This is a genomic window from Rhodococcus opacus (genome assembly GCF_012396235.1).
GTDB lineage: Bacteria > Actinomycetota > Actinomycetes > Mycobacteriales > Mycobacteriaceae > Rhodococcus_F > Rhodococcus_F opacus.
Window position 1 is genome coordinate 1 of record NZ_JAAXPA010000052.1, and the last position, 18,557, is coordinate 18,557.

Below are 18,557 nucleotides of genomic sequence, written 5' to 3' on the forward strand. Positions count from 1 at the left end.
GCTCGTACGCTGATTCATCGCTGGGGCCTCCCACATCTTGTGGCTCTACCGGCCAGGACCCGTTTCCTGTCGGCAACCCACGTTCACATGTGCGTGGGGCCTCAGCCCAGCCCCTCATATCGTCTAACCTTCCGGGGCTGTTCACTGCAGTGAACAGCCACGGAAGGTTCGAATCAGGGTCGATCGGTGAGTGCCTGGATGAGTGTTCGCAGTCCGTCGGCGTCGAGGTAGTCGACCAGGGCGTCGGCGAGGGTGGCTGGGTCGGCCTCCAGGCGGCGGAAGGTGCGCGTGACCTTCGCGGCGGTGACGGGAGTCCTTGCGGGCAATGTGTTGTCGGATTCAGGTGTGGGATCTGGCTCGGGCTTCTTCTTGTGTTCCCGCTGCTGTTCGGCAGCCCAGGCCTGGACTTGGGCTTCGGGCGGGACCTGTGCGAGTGTGCGGGCGGTGCGGACGGCGAGTTCGCCCTTGCGGAGTGCGGTCTGCAGTTCGGGGGCGAGTTTGAGCAGGGATCGGCGGTAGGAGATCCAGGCCTTGGACTTGTTGAGCTTGAGTGCCGCCTTGTCGACGGTTCTGCACTCGTTGATCAGGAGTTCGACGGCCTTGGCCTCTTCGATGACGTCGAAGTCGCGGCGGCCGACGTTCTCGATGACCGCCGCGGCGAGTAGGGTCTCCCGGTCCTTGGCGACCTCGTCCTTGACGACGATGTCGAGGTTGGGGCGGCCGTAGTTTTCGGCGGCGGCCAGCCGCCGGCACCCGTTGATCACCACCCATCGGGCGAGCCCGATCGTGGTTTCGTCTTCCGGATACAGCCGCAGGTAGGCGTCCCGGGTGATCACCAGGGCGGGTTGGAGTTGGGTGCCGGTGATGGAGACCAGGTCGCTGAGGTCGCCGAGGTCATCGCGCGGGTTGCGCGGGTTCGGTGCCAGCTCGCTGAGTGGCACGTTGGTCGGTGTCCCGCCGGTGGCCGGTCGGTCGACGGGGGAGTTGTCGCCGACGACGCCGGCGAGGGTTGCGAGGTTGGTGCGGGTGCCGCGTGCCATCACCGACCACCGTCGATCCGCAGTTCCAGGGCGAGCCGGTAGAAGTCCTCGCGGGCCTGCAGTGCCACCCGGTTGGCGGGGTATTCGGTGACGACCAGGCCGTCGGCGCTGGCCCGGGCGTGCAGTTTGTAGTGCCGGATGACGGTCTTGGCGAGTGGCCACTTGTTTGCGCGGACGAAGTCCTTTGTCTCCTCGAGGTCGGACTTGCCGTCGCGGGGATCCCAGTTGTTGATCACCACGGTGTACGGAATGCCGCGGGGCTCGAGGATCTTTCGGATCGTGCGGGCGGTCGGGTCGAAGGAGAGTGGTTCGGTCTCCATCGGCACGATGACGTGATCGGCGACCTCGAGGACCGTCCGTAGCGCGTCGGCGGCCGGTCCGCGACCGAGGGGGTCGGAGGTGTCGTCGGCGGCGTTGAGGTCGATCCAGCCGGGGGTGTCGACGTACACGTGGCGGATGCCGGGCAGCTGACCCAGCTGACGGAGCCCGGTGAGGTCGTCGTGAGCTTGGACGACGTGAAAGGGCAGATTGTCGAGGCGGTCGGCCCACCAGATCGCCGAGCCCTGCGGGTCCACCGAGACCGCGGCGACCGGTGAGGTGGCCTCGGGGTCGTCGTCCTGATTGAGAACGTCGGCGGTGACGGCGGCGAGATTGACGGCGACGGTACTCTTCCCGACGCCACCCTTCTGATTGAGAAGGACATGAATGGTCATGGGACCCTTTCCGTTTGCTTCACCCACTCGTGTGGGCTACTTCGGACGGAGAGCGCGGTACTGCACTAGGCGGTCGTCTCAGGTCTGACACGCGGCCGGGCGGCGAAATGATGTGAAGATCATCTGGAGCATCTCAAGCGTGTCCGTTTTGCCCGTTGTTCACCACGGTGAACAACGGGCAAAACGGACATTCATGGTCTTCAGAGCTGCGTGAAGAGGGCCTCGATGAGTGTGGTGGCCGATGCGGTTTTCGCCGAAGTCTTCGTAGTCGCGGTAGCGGTGGCGCAGTGGCCGGCGAGGTGTGCGGTGGCGGTGAACCGGGTGCGTGCGCGGGGCCTTCAGTGTGAAACTCCCACACGGGCGGGTCCTGATCGTTGTTCTGGGCCAGACTCATCAACCAGGCGATGGGGTTCGACAGTGCCTTGGACTTCTTGGCCCCCTCCAGGTTCAGTGCGGCCGGGGTGGTCGTCCGGTGCGGGGCCTCAGGGGCCGCGGGGTCGGGTTCTTCGGATGTGGGCCGGGAAGAGGGCTGCAGGGATGGCTGGGTGGTGGGCCAGTCCGGGTCCGTGTCGGGATTGTCGGTTTCGGTCAGCTGTGCACGCATTGCCGCCCAGAGGGCGGCCTGTTCGGCCGGCTTCTTCGCCGTCGAGGTGGCCCACGGCCCGTGAATGCCTCGGTGGGTGGCGCGGACGGCGAACAGTGGGTTGTGGTCTGCGCCGTTCCGCCGGATCTCGAGGTCGGTGGGAGGTTGGTCGGGGTGGGATTGCCGCCACACCGACGCCACGCTGGGGCCCATCTCGGGATGGGTGTCGGCGAGGGTGTCCAGGACGCGGAGTTGGATGGGAAGCCAGGTGGGGTCGGCGGCGTCGATCAGGACTGCGACGTCCGGGGCGGTCAGCAGGTCGGCCTCGACTCGGCGGGCGAGTTCGGCGGCGAGTTCGGCCCGAAGTGGTGCGGCGGCTTCGGCTTTGAGGACCTTGTGGAATCGTCGACTGTCCAGTGCACTGAGATCGGCGGTGGCCTGCTCGGCGACGATGCGTTGGTCGGCGTGTTTGAAGTGGTTCTTCTTCGCTTCCCGGGCGGCGCGGGTGCGCCGGTTCAGGTCCGCGCCCAGGGCGGCCAACTGATCCGGGGTGTAGGGGGCCGGGGAGGAGTCGAGGTGGGCGAAGATGATCCGCTGATTGATCAGGTCCGCCACCCGCCGCAGCGGGGACGTGACATGGCTGTAAGCGCTCAGCCGAAGACCATAATGCCCGTGGACCGTCGGATCATAAGTCGCGGCCCGCAACGTCGACAGCAGCCGCCCACGCAGTTTCGCGAACAGGTCCGGGTCCCCGGCCGCGGCGGCGATCTCGTGCATCAGCTCGTCGGTGCTGCCGGCGACCGGGTTGGGCCGGTGATTGCGAAACAGGATCGGCAACCCCTGCTCCACACACCAGAGCGCCACCGCCTCGTTGGTGGCGATCATCATCTCCTGCACGATGACGTACGCGACGGTCCGCAGTTCGGCGGCGATCGCGACGATGGCCCCGTCCTCATTGCTCGCCCAGCCGCGGGTGAGGTCGTAGAACGCCAGCGCTCCTCCGTCGCGGCGGGCGGTCAGCAGGACCTGCGCGGCCGCATCCGCTGCGGCCAGTGGGAGGTGCAGCGGATGGGCCGGGTCGGTCAGGATGCCGGGCACCTCGGCGTGATCGACGGCCACGCATCTTCCCGAGGGGATCTGCCCGCGGCCGACGGCGACGCCGACCAGTCGGCCATCGGTGGTGATGGTGCCGGTGACCCGCAGGCTGGTCCGCCCGGATTCGGCAGTGAGGGTAGCGGCCTGCTCCGCCAAGTCGCCGAGCATCGGAATGGTGCGGCTGCGCAGGTACCGCGTCTCCGCTCGCAGGAACGCCTGCTCGTCGGCGACCGACCCCAATTCCACGACGTCGGCGACACCGGCGATGTGAACCTCGACCGCCCACCCGCGGCCACCAGCGAGCGGGATGACCGAGAAGGCGTCGTCCCGATCCCGCGCAGACGCCGAGTCGATCATCAACAGTGTCGACACATCGGTCGTGGTCGAAGTCATGTCCTACCCCCTCAGCTCCCCGGGAACCCGACCATAACTGGTCACCGGGACACGGGGGCGGGCGGCGCACCTGGTCGAAAGGGCCTGTCCTGACTCAGTGAATCTGATGCCGCCGACCTGCGGTGCGTCAGATTGTCTGAGCCGCAATGTTCGACTTCGCCTCACTGAATCTGATGCGCGTGAAAATTTTTGGCGTGCCGCCCGACCGATTGCACGTGGCCTGAGTTCCCGACGCACGAGGACGTCGACCGCGACCAGGGGACCCCGCATCAGATTCACCGAGTCAGGCATCAGATCGACCGTCGGCCGCATCAGATCTGTTGAGTCGGCATCAGATGCACTGAGCTGGGACAAGCGCGTCTCCTCAAAACCGGCGTCAGGTACGGTTTGTTCACCGCGGTGAACAACGGACAAAAGGGACATCACCCCTGTCTGGTGTGATCGGTTCGACCCATCCAGGCGATGTGCTGCCCCGAATCACGCAGTGTGCGTCCCGCGGCCACCGCCGCGGCTCGAGAAAGCGGGCCGTCAGGACGCGTCGGCCATAGGAGGTGCCCGTCGCATCTGCGGGGCCGGCCGATGCCCCGCCGGATCTGCACTCCGGTGCTCGCGTTGGTGCGGCGCAGCTGGGGTATTCGACCGGTCGACACTCCGATGGTCCGGAGCATCGGAGCGGTCGAGGCTGCACCAGTTCAGACCAGTAGCTGCTGCAGCCGCCGCCGATCTTCCGCGCTGGCGCCGGCGCGAGCACGTGGTGAAGTGGCCACGTAAGAGGGGAGCACCCCACGCGTACGCCCGTAAGCAGCGTCAGCATCGCGTCCGCCGGCCCTCGGGGATGCATGAGCCTGGGGTCTCCACCGGACCTGTCCGCCTGACGCTCCCCGCACACGCACCTTCGTCGACGAGCAAGTTCCAACGGCTGCCGGTCGACCATACAGAAGGGTCCTCGCGGATCGCGGATCGCGGATCGCGGATCGCGGATCGCGACTCCGTCGTCTGTCGTCTGTCGTCCCGGAGCCGACACTGCCGCCGTCACCACCACCACGACGATGCGTCCGGGTGATTACCATTCCGCTGATCACTGGACCACGGGGCTGACGCCACTCAGGCTCGTCTACGCGCGACGAGTTGGGCGACGGCCACCCCGGCGCCCAGCGCGGCCACCAGGCCGCTGAAGACGAACCCCGCGGTGCCGAGGTCGGAGAAGCGGGCGAGCACGCCGACACCGACCGCGGGGACGGCCAGCATCACGTAGATCCCCACGAAGAACGCCGACGACACCCCGCCGCGGAACTGTTGCTCGACCCGTTCGACGGTGGTGGCTATCGACGCATTGAGGCACAGACCCCCGGCGACACCGAGTACCACAGATGACGCGAGCAGGAGCGCGAGCACCATGTTCGCCAGCGCGAGCGCCAGCAGTCCGGCTGCGGGGATCAACGCGAGGCACCCGGCGAGCATCGCGGTGGCTGTGGTCAGCCGGCGGGCCAGAAGCTGGCCGAACGCCATGAACAAGAAGGTCAGGAACACGACGAAACCGGCCATCGTGTGGCTGGTCGACCCCAGATATTCCGTCAGGAACAACCCCGACACCGCGGTCAGCACACCGGTCACCGCGAACGCGGTTCCGGCGGCGAGCACCGCGGTGACGAACGCGCCGCGGATCGACGCGGGAACCTGCAAGCGGCGAGGTCGGATGCGCCACGCCGGACGGGTTGCCGGTGCGGGCGCGAAGATCCACAGCCCGGCGCCCGCAAGAACGGCGAGCACGAGATTCACCACATAGGGAATGGTCAGCGGACTCGACGTGATGTCGGCGATCACCCCCGCGCTGAGCGTGCCCAATCCCAGGCCGCCGGTGTTCACCGCGACCGCGAGCATTCCGCCGACCGCCTTGCGGTCGGGTGGGAACAGATCGATCATCGCGGCCGTGCCCGTGCCGGTCATGAGCCCCGCCGACAGCCCGGAGATCACCCGGGCAACCACGAACACCGGAAGCGTCGACGGCAACAGGAACAGCACGGCACTCACCGCGGCGAGGGCGACCGCAATGAACAGCACCGGGCGCCTGCCGACGTCGTCGGACAGCCGCCCGAACAGGGCGAGCGCGGCCACGACCCCAACCGCGTACACGGCGAACAGGATCGTGACAGTGAGGGCGCTGAACGCCAGCTCCTGCGCATAGATGGAGTACAGCGCGGTGGGTAGTGTCGGTCCCATCATCGTGACGAGGAACGCGAACGACGTGGCACTGATCGCGAGGGCGGACGACCGCCGGGTGCGCGTTCCGGACACTGCGGGCGAGAACGACGGCATATACGAGCCTCTCGGAGATCGGTAGCGGTGACAGACCCCGGACAGCAGTCGGTAAGGTGGCTCCTCGCAGAATTGGGGTCCACTCCAGGCCTTCTCGCCGCAGGTCTGATACTCAGCGGGGTCCTCGGGGCTGTCTCCGGTTTGGTTGCCGGGCGCCTGGCACGGCGCAGCGCGTGATGTCCAGTGCTCGTTCCTGATTGTCCTCGGCGGTTCGAACTCACACTGCGACAGGCAGTTCACAGCGGTCGGCTTATGCGGGGAAAGTGGGACTAGGGTCGGTAATCGATTGGTTGATAAATCCGATCCAGGTTCTGCGGGTTGAAGACCCAGCCCGCAAAACTGCCTCCCATGCCGGTCGCCGAACTTTCTGGGGGGTGTCAGGTCAAGTCTTCAGTCGGGGCTGTTGCCGCATTGGCCCTTATCGAGTCAATCCCGTTCTGGGCTGCCGCTTTCGAGGTGTAACCCTGGCTGGCCGCGATGATTTCGCCGTTCGCTGCCTTCAGGTGAAACCGGAACTGGCCGGCGATGTCCTTGAACAGCTCGAACTTCGCAGTCATCGCTCCTCCTCAGGCTCTAGTCCACGGTGGCCACGGACAACGCTCACGCTAAGCCGATCGATCACCGATCGGCAGCGAAACGACGGATGTTGTTTGCCGCGGAGCACGCTTCCCGGGGAAGAGGTCACGACATCTTTGAGGACATCGAGGACCTCAGTTCCTCGTCGGCCTGCTCGCCGTCCTTGTCGATGCCGGGGATACCGAGTCGGCCTCGGAGACGTGCTGGCTGACCTTGCCGTCCGCTTGCATTGCGGTGCGGACGGTAACGTCCAGTCTTTGCCCTCAGTACTCGAACCGCGTTATCGAGCAGAAGATCTCTACTCGAAGACCTCGGCGTACAACGTCTCAATCTCGCTGGCGGTGGGCACGACGGGGTTGTTGCCGGGCGATCCGGATTCGAGTGCTTGGCGCGCCATCAGCGGGATCAGGTCGTCCCATTTGTTGCGGTCGATGCCGTAGGCGAGCGGGGTGGGGACCTTCAGGTCGTGGCATAGCTCGGTAAGGGCATCGACGAGGAACTGCGTAGCGACGTTGTCGGTCGCAGACTCTGATACCACCCCGTACGCTCGCGCACAGTCGGCGTAGCGACTTTCGGCGCCCCGCACCGAGAATCGGGTAATCGCGGGCAGCAGCATGGCGTTCGACAGTCCGTGGGCGACATGGAAGTGGGCACCAATCGGCCTGCTCATGCCGTGGACGAGCGCGACGCTGGCGTTGGAGAACGCCATGCCAGCCTGGGTGGAGGCGATCATCATCGCCTCCCGCGCCACTCGGTCCTCCCCGTCCGCGTACGCCCTTCGGATGTTCTTGCCGATGGTGTGGATCGCCGCGAGAGCGAGGCCGTCGGAGAACGGGTTTGCCTTACGGCTCACGTAGGCCTCGATCGCGTGGGTGAGTGCATCAACACCAGTGTCCGCTGTCAGCCTCGGCGGCATCGACGTCGTGAGTTCGAAGTCAATGATCGCGGCGATCGGCAAGAACGACAACCCAGGGCACAGCATCTTCTCGTCGGAGGCGCTGTCGCTGATGACGGTGAACTGCGTGGCCTCCGAGCCACTTCCCGCTGTCGTCGGGATGGCGATGATCGGCAATGCCGGACCGGTGTACACGTGCGGCGCCTTGTAGTCTCGCATCCGTCCGCCCTTGGCGGACAGGACGGCCAGGGCCTTCGCGGTGTCCATCGGGCTGCCGCCGCCGAACCCGATGACCGAGTCCGCGTCGTGCTCGTTGACTGCGCGGAGTCCTTCCACGAGGGAGTCAGTGGTTGGGTCGGGGACAGTGCCGTCGAACAGAAGCGGGTCCTTGCCCGCGACGCGGAGGATATCCAGGATACGGTCGGCGACGCCGGTCGACACCAGATACTTGTCGGTGACCAGGACCGGCCGGTGCAGGCCCAGTTGATCTATCACCGCGCCGATTTCGTCGACGGCGCCAGCGCCGATGCGGGCGAATCGTGGGAGTGCGATCTGTGTGCTCATGTTGAGAGTCCTCAGTTGTTCTGGGGGAAGCCGAGGTTGAGGCCGCCGTGGCTGGGGTCGAGCCAGCGGGTGGTGACCACCTTGCCGCGGGTGAAGAAGTGCACGCCCTCGGTGCCGTGGGCGTGGGTGTCGCCGAAGAGGGAGTTCTTCCAGCCGCCGAAGGAGTAATACGCGGTCGGAACCGGGATGGGGACGTTGATGCCGACCATGCCGACCTCGACCTCGTTCTGGAACCGTCGGGCGGCGCCGCCGTCGTTGGTGAAGATGGCGGTGCCGTTGCCGAACGGGCTGGAGTTCACCAATTCCAGGGCCTCGTCGTAGGACTCGACGCGGATGACGGAGAGGACGGGTCCGAAGATCTCGTCGGTGTAGACGGACATGTCGGTGGTGACGTGGTCGATCAGGGTCGGGCCGAGCCAGAACCCGTCCGTGCCGCCATTTGCCTGCACCTGCCGGCCGTCCACGACAATCGTCGCGCCGTCCTTCTCGCCGGCGTCGATGTAGGAGGCGACCTTGTCGCGGTGCACCTTGGTCACCAGTGGGCCCATGTCGGAATCGAGGGTGCCGTCGCCGATCTTGAGGGTGTCGGTGCGGTCTTTGATCTTGGCGACGAGTTCGTCGGCGATGTCGCCGACCGCGACCAGGGCGCTGATGGCCATGCAGCGTTCGCCGGCGGACCCGAAGCCGGCGTTGACCATGGCGTCGGCGGCGAGGTCGAGGTCGGCGTCCGGGAGGACGATGGCGTGGTTCTTCGCCCCACCCAATGCCTGGACGCGCTTGCCGTGGGCGGTGCCGGTGGCGTACACGTACTGGGCGATGGGGGTGGAGCCGACGAAGCTGATGGCCTTGATGGCGGGGTGGGTGAGGAGTTCGTCGACGGCGGTCTTGTCGCCCTGCAGGACGTTGAACACCCCGGCGGGCAGGCCGGCTTCGGCCCAGAGTTCGGCCATCCAGATCGCGGCGGTCGGGTCCTTCTCGGACGGTTTGAGGACGACGGTGTTGCCGGCGGCGATGGCGATGGGGAAGAACCACATCGGGACCATGGCGGGGAAGTTGAACGGGGAGATGATCCCGACCGGACCGACGGGCTGGCGGATCGAGGCGACGTCGATGTTCGTGGACGCGTTTTCGGTCATCCCACCCTTGAGCAGGTGCGCGATGCCGCAGGCGAATTCGACGACTTCCTGGCCGCGGGAGACCTCACCGAGTGCGTCGGAGACGACCTTGCCGTGCTCGGCGGTGATGATCTCGGCCAACTCGCCTTTGCGGGCGTTGAGCAGTTCCCGGAATGTGAAGATCACCTGGGTGCGCTTGGCGAGGGAGGTGTCGCGCCAGGCGGGGAACGCGGCGGCGGCGGCGTCGATGACGGCGCGGGCGTCCTCGACGCTGGCCAGGGCGACCTGACCGGTGACGGCACCGGTCGCCGGATTGGTGACCGGTGCGGTGTTGCCGCTGGTGCCGGGGTAGGACTTGTTGTTGATCCAATGCGAGATGACGGACATCGCGATTCACTCCTGAGAAGGTGGGGGTGCCATCGAGTCTGCGTGCGCATCATTACCCGCGTCAACGACTAAAATGGCATTCGCAAATGCAAAATTGCAGAGAGGGTGTAGTGATGATTACCGCGGACAACATGCGATTCCTGCTCGAGTTGTCGCGGACCGGTCGGCTCGCGGACGCGGCGAAACGCCTCGGCGTCGATCAAACCACCGTCTCACGGAAAATATCCCGCCTCGAAAAGGACACCGGAATCCGGCTCTTTGACCGTGGCGCATCGGGCTGGCAGCTCACCGAAGCCGGACGGCGGCTGGTTCCCTACGCTGAGTCGGTCGAATCGACACTGCTTGCCGCCCTAGACGCGACCTCGTCGGCATCGGCGGGCGCCCTGAACGGAACCGTCCGGGTCCTCACGCCCGACGGGTTCGGCGCGTTCGTGGTAGTGCCCGGTCTAGGCTCGGTGCGAGCCGAGCACCCGGACCTGTTCACCGAACTGCTCACGTCCACCACCCACGACGTACTGACGGGCCGTGACTTCGACATCGCCGTCACGCTCGAGCGCCCGTCGCCGCGGTCGGTGGTCGTGCGCAAGCTCGCCGATTACGACCTGTGTCTCTACGCCTCGCGGCAGTACCTCGACACGCATGACGCCATCGCCTCGCTCGACGACCTACACGGGCACACGCTCATCTGGTATGTCGACGCCTTCCTTGACGTCGAACCCCTCCGCATTCTCGATCGGCTGCTTCCCGACAGTCGTGCGCACATCCAGACCAATAACATCGCCGGGCATTATCAGGCGGTGAAGCACGGCGTGGGGATCGCACCGCTGCCGAGCTACATCGGCGCGCTGGACGACGACCTGGTCGCCGTGCTGCCCGGCGAGTTCGTCGCTCACCGAACCTACTGGCTCGTCGTGCCGCGAGAGTTGACGCGACTCGCGCGGGTGAAGGCCATCACCGAGGCGCTCTACGAGATCGTCGCGAAGAATCCCGAATTACGCAGCGCAGCCGAATGACTCGGGAGTCTTTCATACCGGTCCTGGTGGCGCCGCTGGGGACAACGATCGGCGTCGAACGCGGCAACAAGTCCTACCCGCTCCTGGTGTCGACCTCAGAAACTATGCACGTGCCGGATGCGCTGCAGTATCTCGGCCGTGCGGCGTGGATCGCCGGGGGTGTCACAGTTGGCAAGAGCGGCGACCGCGAAAACCTCGTGAACTCGATGACGCCGACGACCCCATCACTACGTCGTGGGGAGCCACGAGGATCACGTCGCTGGCGTTGTAGCCCTGGAGTCACCCATCGTCCGGTCAGTCGTTGATGGGACGCCGATCGCCCGCAGCATCCGCAATTTTCAGGGGGACGCTGTGCGTCGACGATGACCACATCACGGGTTGCCAACAAACCACGATTGGTGCTGCACAATCCAGACTGCTTACAAAATCGTGTGTTTGACGTCAATGCCGTAGCTGCGCAGCTTCCGGTAGAGAGTGGACCGCGCCAACCCCAACTGCCTGGCCGCCTCGACCTTGTTACCTCTGGCGTCCTTTACTGCTTGCACGATCGTGTCGAGCTCTGCCTGCTCGACAGGAGTCAGATGACGGGACGAGGATTTGCGAAGAACCGCGGCAGGCAGATCACTCGAGTCAATGTTCGTTGCCGATGTCGACTGCGTGGTCCACTTGACCACGTTTTCAAGTTCCCTCACATTGCCAAGCCATTCCAACCGTCCAATCGTCTGCAATGCCCCGGCCCCGAACTTCTGGCCGGGCCTGCCGTAAAGGTCCAGAAATGCTGACACCAAGGCGGAGAGATCCTCGGGTCTTGAGCGTAGAGCCGGGATATCGAGCTGGACCACTCTCAACCGTCCGAGGAGAGCCTCGAGCCCACTTGCCGGTTCAGCATCTGCTGACGCACTGGTCGCGAGCACCCATGAGTTGTCGTGCGCGTCTATGCAGGCAGCGAGGGTGCGGGCTGTCCTCTCATCGAGCGCGTCGACGTGAGCGAGGATAGTGGCCCCGCCGGGATTTTCGAGTGCGGCCACGACGGAGCGGAGCCACTTCACTGGCCCGACGAGGTGTGCTACAGCAGCATCCAACACCACCGGTTCGGGACGTCCGCATATAAGCTTCGCTATTCCACGCGCCATTGTCAGCTTGCCGGAACCAGCCTCGCCAAGGACGAGGCAGGAGGTTCTGTGGTCGGCGATGCTTGCCGCCAACCGGCCGACTTCAGCCATTGCGCGGCTTCGACCCAAGACCACTCCGGGCGACACGAAAGAAGTGGCGGCTTCAAGGCTTCGGTCTCGTTTGCCCACAGGATTGAGCGGTTTACCGTGGATGATCGCACCGAGCAAGTGGGTGCCGTCGAGAACGGGTCGGCAGTGCATCTGCAAAGCCTCGCCGACAGACGTCTGCCACTCCCAGATCTCTGTGGCTTCCTTCGACCCGGCGATCGACGCGGCGCGTTCCCAAAGCATGGTCTGATCCACACTGTCAAAGAGACGAGCGGCTGCTGGATTGGCCATGAGCACGCTTTCGCTCAGTGCCACCACCGGATCAGCGGTCCTTTGGCAAGCGGCCATGAACTCGTGTAGAAACAGCCGCTCACGATCGGCCAGCTGAGAGGCGAGACTACGCTGTATTTCGGCTGCGGCGTTCGCCACAAAAGGCAGCATGAGGGCGCTGGTCTGCGAAAATGGACACGTCAAGTTCACCGCGCCCTCAAGGCGCCCGGTGATGGGATGAAAGATCGGAACGGCCGCGCACGTCAGGTCCTGATAGCGGTCTGCGAAGTGCTCGGGTCCTGAGATCTGAATCGGACGGCCGAGTTCTAGCGCGGTACCGGGCCCGTTAGTGCCAGTGAACTGCTCGGCCAGCGAGTAGCCAGGCACCGTTAAGTTCTCATCCAGCCGACTCGCCATCTTCTTCGAACCCGCTTGTCTGTCCAGCACCCACCCGTTTCGATCGAGTAAAAGCAAACTGAAGTCAGTATCGATGAGGCCTTCCCGGATCCGCTCGAGCGTGGGACGGGCGACGGCCAATAGCCTGCTCGTAGAGTCGACACTCGTATTCCGAGGAGTCTGTGGGGTGCCCGGCTCCACACCGGACATCAACGACCGCCTCCACGACATCTGGATGTCCTCGCGCACGCTCCCAGGGCTCATTCCCCGGTCGATCATCGCGTCGCGCTTTCCCCGGTCGATCATCGCGTCGCGCTCAAACTGGTAACGACGAACGACATCCCTGTCGCCGGCGAACGCTGCCGCCCGCTGCCCTGACATCACGATGCTTTCAGTGGACACTTCCAACTCCTCCAACGCTCCAGCACATGTGACGGCGGTCACTCAGTCGTCAGTATGTCTGGTGTGAAGCTATCCCACAGTGTCCGATTATGGGACATGGTCGCCGTAGCCCGGTACACGATTGCTGGTTCGCGTTCCTTCATTGGCCCCTCGCCGGTCGGCGACCGCGACGGTGCGGTCGCCGACCGGCGGGAGGGCAGGCACACGACGCATCGACATGGGCGGAAGGACCTCGCGGACAGTCCGATTCGGATCCCCGATGGCGTCCGAAAATGGGACAGGAAGTGTCCATCTGTCGTCGGTAGCGTCCCAGGGACATTAACCGTACGTTCAAAGGAGCTGACATGGGTCGATTCGACGGTAAGGTAGCCCTAATCGCGGGTGCGGCACGTGGGCAGGGCCGTGCACACGCACTACGGATGGCGGAGGAGGGGGCCAACATCGTCGCCATCGACCGCTGTCAGGACCTCGACACGGTTGCCTACCCCTTGGCGACCGACAGCGATCTGGATCAGACCGTCAAGGAGATCGAGAGCGTTGGCCAGCGCTGCCTCGCGTACCGGGCCGACATTCGCGACCTGTCCGCGATGCAGTCGATTGTGGCGGAAGCCGTGGATGAGCTGGGTGGCCTGGACATCGTCTGCGCCAACGCTGGCATTCTCACTGTCGGGGCGCTTTGGGAACTCGACGAAAAAACGTGGACCGAGATGATCGACATCAATCTCACCGGAGCCTGGAAGACGCTCAAGGCCGTTGTTCCCACGATGATCAAACAGAACCGGGGCGGATCGATCATCCTTACGAGCTCCATCTGCGGTCTGGCGGCCCTTCCCGGAGTCGGTCACTACAACGCTTCCAAGCACGGTGTAACAGGGCTCATGCGGAGCCTGGCCGTCGAGCTGGCGCCCTTCGGAATCAGGGTCAACACGGTGAACCCGTCGACGGCGGATACCCCGATGGTGGCCAACCAGGCGATGTACGACCTCTTCGGGGGCAAGGAAGGCGCCACCCGCGAAGAGGTGGAGCACACCATGCTCAACAACCACGCCTTCCGAATCCCGTGGATCGAGATCAAGGACATCACCAACGCCGTTTTGTATCTCGCGGACGACGCTAGCCGCTACGTGACGGGCACAGACACGGTGGTCGACGGGGGTGGCCTGCTGCCCTACCGGATCCGCAACGTTTAACGGGGCACAGCGATGTAGGTGTAATCCATCAACAGGCGCTAACTCTAGAAGACGTCAACCAGGATTACGGTGACCTTCTCAACAGCGAAGACCTTCGCAAAGTATCGCTCACGAACACTGACTCCTTGAGTAGTGGAACGGGGTGGTCGATCGGCCAATGATCGGCCACCCCGTGCTATTTCGTGCAGTAAAACTGCGACACAGCTCTGATTCACTATACCGCCCTGAACTTCCCCGCGTTCTCCTTCCCTTTTGTGGCCGATTCCGAGCGGTTCGACGCAGGACGCTGCAGTTCACGAATTTCCCGGAATTAGACTGTCCCACTTCATGTCTTCGCCGGTCGCGACGCAATCCTTTCGCCCGGCCTGAACGAACAGGTGTCCTATGACCGACGAACTACAAGTGTCGACAACATCGTCGAATACCCGAATTCGGCACGCACCGTGGATTGCATTCGGAATCGCCAACGTGGCAGTTATTCTCACATTAACGCTCGCGTCGTGGTGGCTGTTGGTTGACCCGGTCACCAATGTGATCGGTTGGACAATTTATCCTGAGCCGTTCACGAGCGGGTTGTTCTGGACCATCATCGTCGTCGTCTTCGTTGGTTTCAGCCTGCAATTCCATGGCTTCGACTCGCTGAAACAACCCGCTCGTGGCGCCGTTCTTCTCACACTTACCGTAGTGGTCGCCATAGCAATCACGGCCGTGCTTGCGGTGCCGCTGGCAGAAATTGCGCCGAGTTTCTCGGCCGAACGTCCGGGCGGGGCCGGCTACTCCACCGGATCGCAGTGGGTGCTCTATGCCTTTGTTCTTTATGTGATGAGTGTCGTCAATTGGAACCATTGGCCCTGGACTGACGATCGAGTGTTACAACCATGGAAAGGTTGGGCGGAAATCGCTGCACTGATCGTACCCACAACGGTGCTTTACTCGGTCGTCGCACTGCCCAACCTGCTCGTGGAGGGACCCGATCCTCTGATAGGACTTGAACCATCAATCGGATACTTCTACTCCTGCATTGTTTCCATCGTGCTCACCGGCAATCTCACCGACAATTGGCCGTGGCGTTTGGCCGGATCGCCCGGTCGAACCGCGGCTGCCGCAGCCTTCGGGAACTTCCTCCTAGGCGGGTTGATCTACGTAGGTTTGCGCGAACTGGTGGAGTTCATCGTCGGGGAGGGGAACGTATTGATACTCGGCGAATCGATGGCGTCGATGCCTGCGCAGATCGGTGTCTGCTGGGTGTTGTGGGCCATTGCGTGGCCTAATGCGTTTTCCAATTATCCGAACGGGTCGGAATCACCGCTCGCTCTCAAATATTTCGTCCGCCTGATCATAACCTTCGGACTCGCAGTCGTGACGTACATAGGTTATTATTTTGGTCTGGCATCGACAATGCTACACGAGCCTTATATCAGCCCGACCATGGCCGGAAACGCGCTGGGTTTCATCGATTTACTTGTGCTTTGGTCTCTATGGTATCTGCTTTGTTTCAATTCATGGGGACTGCGCAGGTTTGCTCCGAAGACCGCCGCGCAATAGCCAATCGCAAGCGGGTGACCCGACTGGTTGACCGATGCCACCCCGGACGGGAATTCCGGGGACTCCGGTGGAGAAGGCCGGGAAGGGCAAGATGCGGGTGGCGTGGTGGTGCCAGCCGAGCCAGGATCGGCCCTCGAAATGATCCAGTCCGAGACCAGTTTTCAGCTCCCGGTAGTCGTGCTCGACGCGCCAGCGGATCTTCGCCAGCCGTACCAGCTCGGGCAGCGGGGTGTCGGCGGGAAGGGTGGAGAGCCAGTAGTCGGTCGGCTCGCCGGCGCCGGTCGGCCACTCGGCGAGCAACCACACCGCGGGCAGGGTGCCGTCCTCGGCGCGGGGGATGTCGCGGTTCGCCGGACGGACCCGCAACACGGCGAACCGCGAGCGCATCGACGCGGTCGGATTGGTGGGGTCGGTCTTGCTGCCGCGGCGCCAGGTCACGGTGCGCAGGGACTTGCGTCCGGCAGCGAGGACGAGGTCCTTGCAGGTCGTGTGCGGGCCGTAACGGGGCGTCGACGGGCGCAGGCGGCCGGTGTAGGCCGCGGTCTCCGGGACCGCGTCGCCGGGATGGGCGCTGGTCGCGCCCTTGACGGCGACGACGTAGTCGATGCCCCGCTCGGTCAGCGCCAGCCGGAAGGCGGTGGTGTCGCCGTATCCGGCGTCTGCGACCACAACCGGCGGGATCCGGCCCCACTCGGTCAGCTCGTCGATCATCTCGATCGCCATCTGCCATTTGGGGCGGTGGTGCTCGGTGTCGGGGATCGCGGACCGTCGCCGACGGGCGGTGATCGCCGCGACCGTCTCGGGGTCGGCGGTCGACCGATCGTCCCAGCTCTCGGGCAGAAACAGCCGCCAGTCCAGCGGGGCGGACGCCGCATCGGTGGCCGCGTGCACGCTGACCGCGATCTGACAGTTGCCGACCTTGCCGAGGGTGCCCGAGTACTGGCGGGCCACGCCCGGCGAAGCGGGTCCGTCCTTGATGAACCCGGTGTCATCGATGACCCAGGCATCCGGGTCGATCAGACCACACGCCCGGCGCGACAGTGTTTTCCGCACAGGTGTGACATCCCACGGCGAAGTGGTCACGAACTGCTGCAACTGTTGGTGATCGACCTGCAACCGCTGCGCCATCGGCTGCATCGACTTCCGCCGGCCGTCGAGCATCAACCCCCGGGAATACAGTCCCGCCTTCTCGCGCTGATCCTTGCGCGCCAGCGACGAGAACACCTCACCGACAAACGTATCCAACTGTTCCCCGACACGGTCGAGAGCGGCCGTATCCATGCCCGCATGCTCTCGAGAAAGTCGCGAAAACTCGAGCCGACACGCCGAGCTAACAAAGTACTACTAGTGTCCTGAGTCATAAATAAGCGATCGGTTGCCTGGGTTGGTCATGGCAACTCGTGGTCCGCGACCGGCGGACGTTGTGCTGACCGAGACCGAACGCGCAGAACTCGAGGGGTGGGCGCGGCGACGCACGACCGCTGCGGGTTTGGCGGTACGGTCGCGAATCATTCTCGCTGCTGCTGATGGTGGATCGAATACCGAAGTGGCGCAGAGGCTGGGGTTGAACCGAGGCACGGTGCGGCGGTGGCGCGACAGGTTCGTCGAGGACCGATGCGACGGGTTGCTCGACGAACCACGCCCCGGCCGCCCGCGGACAATCGACGACGACAAGATCAAGGATCTGATTACCTCGACCCTCGAAACGACACCGAAGAACGCCACACACTGGTCCACACGATCGATGGCCGAGCATCTCGATATCTCGCAGTCGACGGTCTCGAGGGTGTGGCGCGCGTTCGGTTTGGCCCCGCACAAACAGGACTCATGGAAACTGTCGAAGGATCCACTGTTCACGGAGAAAGTCCGTGACGTCGTCGGCCTGTACATGAACCCGCCCGAGCGGGCTCTGGTGCTCTGCGTCGACGAAAAAACTCAGATCCAAGCACTGGACCGGACCCAACCGATATTCCCGATGCTTCCCACCACCCCGCAACGCGCCAGTCACGACTACGTCCGCAATGGCACCTCGAGCCTGTACGCCTCTCTCGACATCGCCTCGGGGAAGGTGATCGGATGACTCCATTCACGCCACCGCGCACAAGAATTCATCGCATTTCTCCGCAAGGTCGACGCAGAGGTTCCCGACGATCTCGATGTCCACCTCGTGATGGACAATGCATCGACGCACAAGACTCCCGCGGTCAAACGATGGCTTCTCGCGCACCCACGCTTCGTCATCCACTTCACACCGACCAACTCATCGTGGATGAACCTCGTCGAACGATGGTTCGCCGAACTGACCACCAAGAAGCTCCAACGCTCCACGCATACCTCGGTCCAACAGCTCAACAAAGACATCCGAGCATGGATCGAGACCTGGAACGACAACCCCAGGCCTTACGTCTGGGTCAAGACAGCCGACCAGATCCTCGACTCCATCGCACACTACTGCGCCAGAATTAAAGACTCAGGACACTAGCGCGGCTCGATCGCGCACACGTAGCGCCCGGCTTCAGCTTCTCCGAGGAGAGCGCGGGCACCAACGCCATCGGTACCGCGCTCGAGGCGCGTCAGCTGTTCCGGGTTCGTGGAACGGAGCACCTTCGCGAGGCGTTACAGACCCTTGCGTGTGTGGGTACTCCGATCGTCCATCCAGTCAGTCGGACGGTAGAAGGAATTCTCGACATCACCTGCAACCTTGCCACGTCAGCGATCTAATATGTACGCCGGTTTGTCAAGGACGCAGGGCGAGGCGGCGTCCAGGACCGTCGTCGTGGGCGCCGCCTCTGTGGGCCCGGTCGATCTGGGTTGGTGGCGAGCGTGTCGGTTTCGACGCGTGGT

General features: G+C 64.2%; 11 protein-coding genes and 3 pseudogenes. 5 read left to right on the forward strand and 9 right to left on the reverse strand.

The window, feature by feature from the left end; all coding sequences use genetic code 11:
- Positions 1 to 173: 173 nt before the first annotated feature.
- The 7 genes and pseudogenes from HGB39_RS36555 to HGB39_RS36585 all read right to left on the reverse strand — a co-directional run bounded on the left by HGB39_RS36555 (position 174) and on the right by HGB39_RS36585 (position 9,677).
- On the reverse strand, positions 174 to 1,040 hold the full coding sequence (locus HGB39_RS36555) for a ParB/RepB/Spo0J family partition protein (protein ID WP_005573064.1): 867 nt from the start codon (positions 1,038 to 1,040) through the stop codon (positions 174 to 176).
- Positions 1,040 to 1,753, reverse strand: a complete 714-nt coding sequence (locus HGB39_RS36560) for a nucleotide-binding protein (protein ID WP_064080527.1) — start codon at positions 1,751 to 1,753, stop codon at positions 1,040 to 1,042. Before HGB39_RS36560 ends, HGB39_RS36555 begins: the two co-directional genes overlap by 1 nt.
- 200 nt (positions 1,754 to 1,953) lie before the next feature.
- A pseudogene (locus HGB39_RS36565) lies at positions 1,954 to 3,824 on the reverse strand (RNB domain-containing ribonuclease).
- Between the two features lie 1,104 nt (positions 3,825 to 4,928).
- Positions 4,929 to 6,140 carry an MFS transporter gene (locus HGB39_RS36570; protein ID WP_005567523.1) on the reverse strand — a complete coding sequence of 404 codons (1,212 nt, stop codon included), beginning with the start codon at positions 6,138 to 6,140 and terminating at the stop codon, positions 4,929 to 4,931.
- A 377-nt stretch (positions 6,141 to 6,517) separates the two neighbouring features.
- Complete coding sequence (locus HGB39_RS36575) at positions 6,518 to 6,697, reverse strand: YegP family protein (protein ID WP_005567525.1); 180 nt, start codon at positions 6,695 to 6,697, stop codon at positions 6,518 to 6,520.
- A 317-nt stretch (positions 6,698 to 7,014) separates the two neighbouring features.
- Positions 7,015 to 8,175 (reverse strand): iron-containing alcohol dehydrogenase, encoded by a 1,161-nt coding sequence (locus tag HGB39_RS36580; RefSeq protein ID WP_005567527.1) that lies wholly within the window; start codon positions 8,173 to 8,175, stop codon positions 7,015 to 7,017.
- Between the two features lie 11 nt (positions 8,176 to 8,186).
- Positions 8,187 to 9,677, reverse strand: a complete 1,491-nt coding sequence (locus HGB39_RS36585) for a CoA-acylating methylmalonate-semialdehyde dehydrogenase (protein WP_005567528.1) — start codon at positions 9,675 to 9,677, stop codon at positions 8,187 to 8,189.
- A 113-nt stretch (positions 9,678 to 9,790) separates the two neighbouring features.
- On the opposite strand from HGB39_RS36585, the gene HGB39_RS36590 reads away from it, so the two are divergent.
- Entirely contained in the window at positions 9,791 to 10,690 is a 900-nt protein-coding gene (locus HGB39_RS36590) for a LysR family transcriptional regulator (protein ID WP_064080044.1), read from the forward strand.
- A 419-nt stretch (positions 10,691 to 11,109) separates the two neighbouring features.
- On the opposite strand, the gene HGB39_RS40065 is transcribed toward HGB39_RS36590, so the two are convergent.
- On the reverse strand, positions 11,110 to 12,978 hold the full coding sequence (locus HGB39_RS40065; protein WP_155755984.1) for a sigma-54-dependent Fis family transcriptional regulator: 1,869 nt from the start codon (positions 12,976 to 12,978) through the stop codon (positions 11,110 to 11,112).
- A 344-nt stretch (positions 12,979 to 13,322) separates the two neighbouring features.
- Here HGB39_RS40065 and HGB39_RS36600 point away from each other — a divergent pair, with 344 nt between their 5' ends.
- Both HGB39_RS36600 and HGB39_RS36605 read left to right on the forward strand, forming a co-directional pair.
- The gene (locus HGB39_RS36600) at positions 13,323 to 14,168 is read left to right on the forward strand and encodes a mycofactocin-coupled SDR family oxidoreductase (protein WP_064080045.1); all 846 of its coding nucleotides are present in this window, start codon (positions 13,323 to 13,325) and stop codon (positions 14,166 to 14,168) included.
- 384 nt (positions 14,169 to 14,552) lie between these two features.
- Positions 14,553 to 15,713 carry a hypothetical protein gene (locus tag HGB39_RS36605; protein WP_064080046.1) on the forward strand — a complete coding sequence of 387 codons (1,161 nt, stop codon included), beginning with the start codon at positions 14,553 to 14,555 and terminating at the stop codon, positions 15,711 to 15,713.
- On the opposite strand, the gene HGB39_RS36610 is transcribed toward HGB39_RS36605, so the two are convergent.
- On the reverse strand, positions 15,669 to 16,994 hold the full coding sequence (locus HGB39_RS36610) for an IS701 family transposase (RefSeq protein WP_005563569.1): 1,326 nt from the start codon (positions 16,992 to 16,994) through the stop codon (positions 15,669 to 15,671). The genes HGB39_RS36605 and HGB39_RS36610 overlap by 45 nt on opposite strands.
- A gap of 109 nt (positions 16,995 to 17,103) precedes the next feature.
- On the opposite strand from HGB39_RS36610, the pseudogene HGB39_RS36615 reads away from it, so the two are divergent.
- Positions 17,104 to 18,195, forward strand: a pseudogene (locus HGB39_RS36615) (IS630 family transposase).
- A gap of 17 nt (positions 18,196 to 18,212) precedes the next feature.
- Positions 18,213 to 18,434, forward strand: a pseudogene (locus HGB39_RS40625) (sigma-54-dependent Fis family transcriptional regulator); the annotation flags it as partial.
- Between the last annotated feature and the right edge of the window lie 123 nt (positions 18,435 to 18,557).